We start from the raw sequence: 9735 nt of genomic DNA, 5'->3' as shown, positions 1-9735 counted from the left end.
ATCGTGCCGGCCGACCCGCCGATTTTCGGCTCGTTCGAGGCACTGGTCCCCGCCTCGCCCTATGCGCTGATCGAGCGCCTCAACGCCGCCATTCGTACCGCGGCCCGTGAAGACGGCGTGCTGCTGATGGATCTGGCCTGGGAAGCGGCTCGCGGCAGCTACGGCGACGGTCTGGCCGAACCGGTGCGTTGGCACCAGGCCAAGCAATTGGTCAGCCCGAACCTGGCTCCGCTGTATGGCGACCAACTGGCGCGTATCGCCGCGGCCAGCGCCGGGCTTTCGCGCAAGTGTCTGGTGCTGGATCTGGACAACACGCTGTGGGGCGGCGTGGTCGGCGACGATGGCGTCGACGGCATCCATCTCGGCCAGGGTTCGCCCAGTGGCGAAGCTTTTCTTGCATTCCAGCGCTATGCCGCGCAGCTGGCGCGCCGCGGCGTCATTCTCGCGGTATGCAGCAAGAATGACCTGAGCGTGGCCGAAGCGGCCTTCGGTCACCCGGAAATGGCGCTCAAGCGCAGTGACATCGCCGCCTTTGTAGCCAACTGGGAAGACAAGGCGGGCAACCTGCGGCGCATCGCTTCGATGCTCGACATTGGCCTCGACAGCCTGGTGTTCGTCGACGATAACCCCGCCGAACGCGACATCGTGCGGCGCGAGCTGCCGGAAGTCGCCGTGCCGGAACTGCCGGACGACGTAGCCGACTACCCCGCTCGCGTCGCCGCTGCCGGCTACTTCGAAGCCGTCTCCTTTACCTCCGACGATGCCACCCGTGGGCGCAACTACGCCTTGAATGCCGAGCGTAAGGCAGCAATGAGCCAGGCGACCGACATGGACGGCTATTTGCGCGGCCTGCAGATGGTTCTCACCGCCACCCCGATCGGTGCCGCCGAGCTGGCCCGCAGCACGCAGCTGATCAACAAGACCAACCAGTTCAACCTCACCACGCGCCGCTACAGCGAGGCGGAGGTCGCGCGCATCGCCAGCGACCCGGCTGCTGTCGCGCTGGCGATCCGCCTGACCGACAAGTTCGGCGACAACGGGCTGATCAGCGTTGTCCTGGCGCGCCCGGATGCGGCCATCGCCAGCGACGAACTGTTGATCGACAGCTGGCTGATGAGCTGCCGCGTGCTGGGTCGCCAGGTTGAAGACGCCGTGCTCGATGTGCTGGCAACCGCGGCCATCGCTGCGGGTTACCACGCGCTGATCGGTGAGTACCGCCCGACCGAACGTAACGGCATGGTCGCAGAGCATTACCCCCGGCTGGGCTTCGTCCAGCACTCCGCCCCCGCTGACAGCACCCGCGACGCGACTTTCTGGCGTTACGAACTCACCTCCTCCCGCGCACCGCGCCATTTCATCGAGGTATTGGCATGACCGAAGCAGAAGTCCTCAAACAACTCACCCCGGTTTTCCATGACGTGTTCGACGACGACAGCATTGTGCTTTCGCCGGAGATGACCGCCAACGATATCGAGGGCTGGGACAGCCAGACCCACGTCATGCTCACGGTCGCAGCCGAGCAGCGCTTCGGCATCAAGTTTCGGACCGCGGAGCTGGAGTCGCTGCGCAATGTCGGTCATTTCGCCCAGGTCATCAGCGCCAAGCTGGAGGGAAAATAAATCATGATCCAGACAGCAGATGTCTCCAAGGACGGGAGCAATACCGAGCAGGAAGCAGGCACCACGGCCCGCGCGCCTGGCCGGGTGCGTTCGCGGTATCTGCTGTCGTTGTTTGCCGGACTTTTCGGTGCCCTGGCGATGTTTTGCGTGGCGCTGTTCGCGCTGGATCGGACCGGCAATCTGCCGCCGCCGGCGTTCTCCAATATCTCCTGCGCCGATGAAAAACTCAGCTTCATGCGCAACAACCCGATCCAGTCGCCGAATCTGCTGATCATCGGTTCATCCGTGGCCTGGCGCCACGTAGACGGCAATGTGCTGACCCAGGCATTGCCCGAAGTGCGGCCGATGAACGGCGCGTTCTGTGGGCTATTCGCCAACCAGTCGACCTACGTGGGGCACTGGCTGCTCGACCGCCAGCCGAGCATTCAGAGCGTGGTGATGATTGCCGACCCACAAGACTTCGCCGGTTGCTGGCGCGTCCCCACTGCGGTATTCAACCGTGAGCACGTCGACGCCTACGTCTATGAAAACGCCTCCCCCTGGGCGCACTACATGCGGTATTTCTCGCCTAAATCGTTGGCGCGTAACGCGTTGACGGTCAAGGCTCAGCGTGCCGGCGAAATCGAGTGGGACCCGCTCGTGTTCAACCGCTTCGGTGACGGCCCGCTGGACACCAGCAATACCCGTGAGTTGTTGTATGGTCGCCCGGAACCGCTGGATTCCAGCTGTTTCGCGGCGCTGCATGAAATGAGCGCGCGCCTGGTGCAGGAAGGCCGTGGGCTGATGGTCGTCTCCACGCCGCTGCATCCGCAATGGAAGGAAAAGTTCGATCCGGACGGTACGTTCCTGGCGGACTTCGACAAGCAGATCATTGAGACCCTCAACGCGACTGGTGGCACCTACTGGAACGCCGACAAGGACTGGAACACGCCGGTGAGCTCGTTTGTCGACGCGGTTCACATGCGCTGGTCGGTCGTTCAGGACTTCACTGCCGCCCTGGCTGAGCAGATACGTAACGCCGCAGTCGCGCCTGTACCGTCAGAGTCGTTTGAAACCGCCAACGTGCCTTGATAGAAGGTTTTCGAAACGAAAAAGCCCGGGCTGTCTGCACATGCCCGGGCTTTCACTTAGCGCACTCAGCACTAAGCCGGCATCACCCGCCCTCGGCACTCGCCAAAGCCGATAGGCGCCTGCCCATCCCGGCGGCAACGCGCCTTGAGGATGATCTCGTCACCGTCTTGCAGGAAGGTTCGGGTTTCACCGCTGGGCAGTTCCAACGGCTGCTTCCCGCCCTGGGTGATTTCCAGCAGGCTGCCGAGGCTGTCAGCGCTGCTGCCAGACAGGGTGCCGGAGCCGAATAGATCGCCGGGTTGCAGGCTGCAACCGTTGACACTGTGGTGCGCGACCATCTGCGCCACGGTCCAGTACATGTTCTTCGTGCTGCTCAGGGCGATGCGCTGCGCAGGCTGACCTTTGTCGCGCATGGCCGCAGTCAGCAGCAGCACTTCAAGTTCGATATCAAGCGCACCCTGCTGCTGGTCCTGCTCATCGAACAGATACGGTAGCGGCTGCGGATCGCCTTCGGCGCGCGCCGGCTGTGCGCAGCGGAAAGGCTCCAGTGCTTCAGGCGTCACCACCCATGGCGAGACGCTGGTGGCGAAGCTCTTCGAGAGGAACGGGCCCAGCGGCTGGTATTCCCAGGCCTGCAAATCACGGGCAGACCAGTCGTTCAGCAGGCAAAAGCCGGCGACATGGCTGCTTGCTTTACCAATCGGGATCGACTCGCCACGCGCATTGCCCTGTCCGATCCAGATACCCAGTTCCAACTCATGATCGAGCCGCTTGCTGGGCCCGAAGCTCGGCTCGCTGGCACCCGGTGGCAGGGTCTGGCCGTTGGGGCGTTTGACGGTCACGCCGGACACATCAATGGTCGACGCGCGACCGTGATAACCGATGGGCACGTACTTGTAGTTAGGCAGTAAGGGGTTGTCCGGACGGAACAGCTTGCCGACGTTGTTGGCGTGGTGGATGCCGACGTAGAAGTCGGTGTAATCGCCCACCTTGGCTGGCAAGTGCATCTGGCAACGGTTCATCGGTTGCAGCAATGATTCGCCCATGCCCTGTAGACGCTCACGGTGAGCACTGCCCTCGCCGAGCAGATCCTGCAGTGCACCGCGCAACGCTTTGCGCGCTGGCGCTCCAAGTGCAAAGAAGCTGTTGAGGCTGCTTGCGCTAGCCGCCGTTGCCGCGTCCAGCGCCTGGCCATCGAACAGGCCGGCTTCGCAAGCCGCCTTCAGATCAACGATGAAATCACCGATGGCGACGCCGCCGCGTGGCTGATCGCCGTCACGGCTGAATACACCCAGCGGCAGGTTGGCAAGCGGGAAATCCGAATGGCCATTGGCCGATTCGACCCAGCTGCGTTGTTCGTTATATACGGTCATGATCTTTGCCGTCCTGTCATTTCTCGTTCTTGTCGAAAGTCTTGGCCAGGCTGGCCCAGCAGCTGTCGTAGTCAGTCTGCAACAGCGGGCTTTCCAGCGCCTGGCGTGTAGGGCGAAGCACCTGGCCGGTCTCGAACATAAAGGCCATGGTGTTCTCGATCTTGTGCGGTTTGAGTTCGGCGTTGATCGCCTGTTCAGTCGACACGTGATCTGGGCCGTGAGCGCTCATGCAGTTGTGCAACGAGGCACCACCCGGCGAGAAGCCGTCAGCCTTGGCATCGTAGGCGCCGTCGATCAGCCCCATGAATTCGTTCATCAGGTTGCGGTGGAACCACGGCGGACGGAAGGTGTTCTCCGCCACCATCCAGCGCGGCGGGAAAATCACAAAGTCGATATTGGCCATCCCGTGAATCGCACTAGGTGAGGTCAGCACGGTGAAGATCGACGGATCGGGATGGTCGTAGCTGACTGTGCCGATGGTGTTAAAGCGGCGCAGGTCATATTTGTACGGCACGTTGTTGCCGTGCCAGGCGACCACGTCCAGCGGTGAGTGATCCAGCTCGGTCGACCAGAGTTCGCCGAGGAACTTCTGCACCAGCTGCACCGGCTCGTCGCGCTCTTCGAACTGCGCCACCGGAGTAAGAAAGTCGCGCGGGTTGGCCAGGCCATTGCTGCCAATCGGGCCAAGGTCCGGCAGGCGCAGCGCGCAGCCATGGTTTTCGCAAACGTAGCCACGCGCAGTCGCGTCCAGCAGCTCGACCCGGAAGCGCATGCCACGCGGGATCACTGCAATCTCAAGCGGTGCGACGTCCAGAACGCCAAGCTCGGTGACCAGCTTCATCGCGCCCTGTTGCGGCACGATCAAAAGCTCGCCATCGGCGTTGAAGAACACCCGCTCCATCGACTGATTGGCTGCGTAGCGGTAGATGCTCGCTCCGGCGGGCTGGCCAGGCTCTGCGTTGGCCACCACGCACGTCAGGCCATCGAGGAAGTCAGTCGCCGCATCGGGAAAGGGTTGCGGGTTCCAGCGCAGCCGATTAGGCGTGACCGGCCCCAGCTCGCTCCCAAGCTGCCGTTCCACGCGCTGATATTGGCCGTGGTTGGCCGACGGCCGGATGCGGTATAGCCACGTCCGCCTTGCTTCGCTGCGCGCCACCGTAAAAGCGGTGCCGGAGAGCAACTCGGTATACAGGCCGTAGGGCACTTTCTGCGGCGAGTTCTGCCCGACCGGCAGTGCGCCTGGCAGGGCCTCGCTGCTGAATTGGTTGCCGAAGCCGGACAGGTATCGAGAGGTTTCGCCCATTTGTTGTTGTGGTTGCATAGCCGTCTCTCATTTCGCGTAATACGTTTACGCAAAAAGTAATTTGAACTGATCAGGGCGTCAAGTTATAAACAGCGCCTCAATCAGCGGGCCGGCACAACAAACAGTGGGAACCATGGCAGACAGCAACGCGGACACGACGCCACGTCGACAGAAAGTGCAGGCCGCCGAGGTAGGCACGGACATCCTCACGGCGCTGGCCGAATTGGCCCCGGCGACCTCCTTATCGCGGCTGGCCGAGCATGTCGGCATGCCGGCCAGCAAGGTTCATCGTTATTTGCAGGCACTGATGGCCAGCGGTTTCGCCGAACAGGACCCGTTGACCAACCACTACGGACTGGGCCGCGCCGCGTTGTTCGTAGGGCTGGCCGCTTTGGGCCGACTGGATGTCGTCAAACTGGCGACGCCGCATCTGGCGCAGCTGCGCGACGAACTCAACGAAACCTGCTTTCTCGCCGTATGGGGCAATCGCGGCCCGACGGTGGTTCATGTCGAGCAGGCCGTGCGCGCCGTAACGCTGGTGACCCAGGTGGGATCGGTATTGCCGCTGCTGGGCTCTTCGACGGGGCTGGTTTTCAATGCATTCATGCCAAACGCCGAAACCGCCCAGCTGCGTGAAGACGAGCTGAAGCTGCCGTCAGCGCCATCCTCCGATGCACTGCTCGCCACGATGAACGAACTGCAACGCAGCCATGTACAGGCTGTTCACGGCCTGTTGATGGCGGGCGTTAACGCGCTGTCGGCGCCTTTGTTCAGCAGTGGAAACAAGCTGGCCGGCGTGATCACGGTCGTCGGCGCCGAACCTGGTTTCATGGCTGAGGCCGACGGCGATGCGGTCAAGCGATTGCTGCAAACGGCGCGCACCATCAGCGCCCGCATGGGCGGCTAGCGGGCCAGGCAGAACGTTCCTAGCAAGCGAGATGCTGCGTCAATGATGCAAATTGACGAATAGCCGACCGAGGACTAGCGTTCGTCTGTCTTTTTCCAGACCCTGGAGGAATCATGGAAATCCAAGTCCGACCGCTCACGTCATTCGAAGGCAGCAGCTGGGAAGTTTGCATGGACAGCAACAAGGTTACGTTTCGCAGCGAATCCGAGGCGCGAGCATTTGTCCAGACTCTTGAGTCGCGCTTGTCAGCGCCTCATCAGCTACTCGATGTTGCAGCCGACCACACGCTCGACCGCCGAGCCGGCTGAACGCACCAAATGAGGTTGCCGGCACCCGATGCCGGCAGCACTCCCCTTTCACAGCAACACCTTCTCAAAGCCCGGTAGCTCCAGAGCCGACAACACATCGGGCGCGTGAGCCAAAGCCATCGCCAAACTGCTCTACCAGCTGACTCAAGCGCACCGGGTATCCCAGCAGGCGACCTGGCTTTCACAGTTGCCACACCAAATGCACCGAGCCCGGCGCCAGGCTGGGCTCGGAGTTGCATTATGGACTCGGGGGCTCAGGGCAACGGATTACCGAGTCCAGGTTCATTCGGGTCAGTCTCCGGCGCCCTGCGCGGCCGCTCCGCCGGCCTGGTCCTGTTGCCCGAACCAGGCTGAACATCCGGATTGTCGGTTATAAAATCCGGCTCAGTGGAGTGACTGGGGTTCTGCTGTTGCCCCGGAACGGGCTGCTGGTTATGGGGTCTGTCGAGCGGATCGATACTCATGGATCACCTCCGATTGAGCGGTAATGGCTCATGGATTCGAGGCTGATCCAGCCATTAAGTGCTTGCCGCACGTCGCACCACACCCGAGCCGTGGAGGAAATGACCGACTGAGGCCCTGAAGATCTCGATCTGGTTCGGCATTTGTCCAAACCGTTCATCCAGCTTGGTGGCTTTTGCCATTGTTGCGGCCACGTCTCAGCGCCAATATCCGGACAACCCAATAACAACAAAACCCAGGAGCCAGTCATGCGCGACCATGCCACTGCGGTCAGTGACTTCGATTATCAGCAGACGGTCTCGGCCATCCTCGCCGGTGACCTTACCGCCATGAATGCCTGTGTCGAGTGCTGTGACCGCCACGCGGATTCAGACAAGGTTGCCCTCATCTGGGAAGGCCGCGATGGTCAACGCGCTTCCTGGACCTTCGCACAGCTCCGGGAAGCCGCGGCGCGCTTCGCCAATCTGCTCGACAGTTATGGCATCAAGCCGGGCGATACGGTTGCCGGGCTGCTGCCACGCACGCCGGAATTGCTGATCACCATCCTCGGCACCTGGCGTGCCGGTGCCATCTACCAGCCGCTGTTTACCGCCTTCGGCCCGAAAGCCGTCGAGCACCGGGTCAAGGAATCCGGCGCGAAGCTGGTCGTCACCGACGCTGCCAACAGTGAGAAGCTGGACGCCATCGAAGCCGCACCGCAACGTCTGGTCGTAGGTGATGGCGCCGCCGACTTCTGGTCCCAGGTCAACCAGCAGCCGGCCGAATTCGAGCCAGTGTTGCTCAGTGGTGAGGCACCCTTCCTCGCCATGTTCACCTCCGGCACCACCGGGCCGGCAAAGCAGCTGCACGTGCCGCTCAAGGCCATCGTGGCATTCGTCACCTATATGCGCGATGCGGTCGATCTGCGGCCCGAGGATAACTTCTGGAACATTGCCGATCCGGGCTGGGCGTACGGCCTGTATTACGCGGTCACCGGGCCGCTCGCCATGGGTCACTCAACCCTGTTCTATGAAGGCGGATTCACTGTCGACAGCACCTGTCGCATCGTCAATGACTACAAGATCACCAATATGGCCGGCTCACCCACCGCGTTTCGCCTGCTGCTCGCAGCGAGGGACGAGGTCGAAGCCAAGATCAAGGGTCGCCTGCGCGCGGTGAGCAGCGCAGGCGAACCGCTCACGCCCGAGGTGATCCGCTGGTTCAGCAGCCGCCTTGGCTGCACGATCCATGACCACTATGGACAGACCGAACTCGGCATGGTCCTGTGCAACCATCATGCGCTGAGCCACACCGTGCGCATCGGTACGGCGGGCTACGCGATGCCCGGGCATCGCGTCGTGGTCATCGACGATCAACAACGCGAGCTGGAGCCGGGCAAACCGGGCATGCTCGCGCTGGACCGCAACCAGTCGCCTCTGCTCTGGTTCAACGGCTATGCCGGGACCCGCACCAAAGCCTTCGTTGCGCACTACTACCTGAGCGGTGACACCGTCGAACTCAATGACGACGGCAGCATCAGCTTTGTCGGCCGCGCCGATGACGTCATCACCACGTCCGGCTACCGGGTCGGCCCTTTCGATGTGGAAAGCGCCCTGGTCGAACACCCGGCAGTGATCGAGGCGGCGGTGATCGGCAAGCCTGATCCGGAGCGTACCGAACTGGTGAAGGCGTTCGTTGTGCTGCATGCAAGCCACCAGGCCAACCCCGCGCTGGCAGACGAGCTGCAACAACACGTACGTCAGCGTCTGTCCGCCCACGCCTACCCCCGCGAAATCGAATTCGTCAGCGAACTGCCGAAAACCCCGAGCGGAAAAATCCAGCGATTCCTGCTACGCGACCGGGAAAAGACAGCGCAGCAGCCCACGGCCGCCGCGGCGAGCTGAACCCAGAGCGGTCGGCACCTTACAAACTGGTGGCGTCTGGCTGCCGCCAGTCAGTGCTATCGGCGTGATGTAAGCATTTGGCGGCCCGAGGTGGCCGCTTTTTTTGGCCGCTTGGACGACGGCCAACCCAGACTTGGCGCCGCTGTCGCGCCAACGGATGCAGACCCGAACCGGGGCGCGAGGATTCTCATGATCGTTTCGACCGAAGACCGCTTTCTGCCCACCACGCACGGCGAGGTGTTTACGCGTCGCTGGCGCACTGATTCACGCAAAACACCCATAGTTCTGATGCACGACTCGCTCGGTTGTGTCGAACTGTGGCGCGACTTTCCCGAGCGCCTTGCAGCAGCTACCGGGCACGACGTCATTGCCTACGACCGGCTCGGCTTTGGGCGCTCCGCAGCGCATCCGGGTGGCTGGTCAAATAGCTTCATTCGCGACGAAGCCGAGCAGTTCTTTCCGCCAGTGTGGCACGCGCTGGACATCGAGCACTTCATCGCACTCGGCCACAGTGTCGGCGGCATCATGGCCGCCAGCCTTGCCGCTCATCACCCGAGCAACTGCCAGGCGCTGATCACCATCGCCGCCCTCGCCTTCGTCGAAGACCGAACCTTGCAGGGCATTCGTGACACCCAAGCGGCATTCGCCGAACCCGGCCAGCTCGAGCGGCTACGCAAATACCACGGGGAAAAGGCTGAATGGATTCTCTGGGCCTGGATCGACACCTGGCTGTCGGACAGTTACGCCACCTGGACAATCAAAGAAAGCGCCCCCGGCTTCGCCTGCCCGTTATTGGCAATCCATGGTCG

At 62.4% G+C, this 9735-nt stretch carries 9 protein-coding genes; 7 read left to right on the top strand and 2 right to left on the bottom strand.

The genetic code is table 11. From position 1 onward, the window contains the following. The 3 genes from PSTU_RS0103165 to PSTU_RS0103155 form a co-directional block, all read left to right on the top strand. A partial coding sequence (locus PSTU_RS0103165) for an HAD-IIIC family phosphatase (RefSeq protein WP_029404592.1) occupies window positions 1-1374 on the top strand: 1374 nt, incomplete at its 5' end. Continuing rightward, window positions 1371-1619 carry an acyl carrier protein gene (locus PSTU_RS0103160; RefSeq protein ID WP_019339589.1) on the top strand — a complete coding sequence of 83 codons (249 nt, stop codon included), beginning with the start codon at window positions 1371-1373 and terminating at the stop codon, window positions 1617-1619. The genes PSTU_RS0103165 and PSTU_RS0103160, both read left to right, overlap by 4 nt. Window positions 1620-1622: 3 nt before the next feature. Beyond that, a complete protein-coding gene (locus tag PSTU_RS0103155; RefSeq protein WP_019339588.1) occupies window positions 1623-2690 on the top strand; it encodes a hypothetical protein in 1068 nt (355 codons plus the stop codon). Between the two features lie 71 nt (window positions 2691-2761). Here PSTU_RS0103155 and fahA read toward each other — a convergent pair whose 3' ends face one another. Then, complete coding sequence (gene fahA, locus PSTU_RS0103150; RefSeq protein ID WP_019339587.1) at window positions 2762-4063, bottom strand: fumarylacetoacetase; 1302 nt, start codon at window positions 4061-4063, stop codon at window positions 2762-2764. Between the two features lie 16 nt (window positions 4064-4079). Further along, window positions 4080-5384, bottom strand: coding sequence for a homogentisate 1,2-dioxygenase (gene hmgA, locus PSTU_RS0103145; protein ID WP_019339586.1), 1305 nt, complete (start codon window positions 5382-5384; stop codon window positions 4080-4082). Between the two features lie 115 nt (window positions 5385-5499). Between hmgA and PSTU_RS0103140 the strand changes: the two genes are divergently transcribed. The 4 genes from PSTU_RS0103140 to PSTU_RS0103125 all read left to right on the top strand — a co-directional run. Continuing rightward, on the top strand, window positions 5500-6273 hold the full coding sequence (locus PSTU_RS0103140; RefSeq protein WP_019339585.1) for an IclR family transcriptional regulator: 774 nt from the start codon (window positions 5500-5502) through the stop codon (window positions 6271-6273). Between the two features lie 113 nt (window positions 6274-6386). After that, the gene (locus tag PSTU_RS0103135; RefSeq protein WP_019339584.1) at window positions 6387-6581 is read left to right on the top strand and encodes a hypothetical protein; all 195 of its coding nucleotides are present in this window, start codon (window positions 6387-6389) and stop codon (window positions 6579-6581) included. Window positions 6582-7291: 710 nt separating this feature from the next. After that, complete coding sequence (locus PSTU_RS0103130; RefSeq protein WP_019339583.1) at window positions 7292-8926, top strand: acyl-CoA synthetase; 1635 nt, start codon at window positions 7292-7294, stop codon at window positions 8924-8926. A gap of 189 nt (window positions 8927-9115) precedes the next feature. Next, on the top strand, window positions 9116-9735 hold a 620-nt coding region (locus PSTU_RS0103125; protein ID WP_019339582.1), incomplete at its 3' end, for an alpha/beta fold hydrolase.

It is taken from the genome of Stutzerimonas stutzeri SDM-LAC (assembly GCF_000235745.1).
Classification (GTDB): Bacteria; Pseudomonadota; Gammaproteobacteria; order Pseudomonadales; family Pseudomonadaceae; genus Stutzerimonas; species Stutzerimonas stutzeri_H.
Note: the sequence above shows the minus strand (reverse complement) of the source record. Positions and strands in the feature narration are given on the sequence as shown.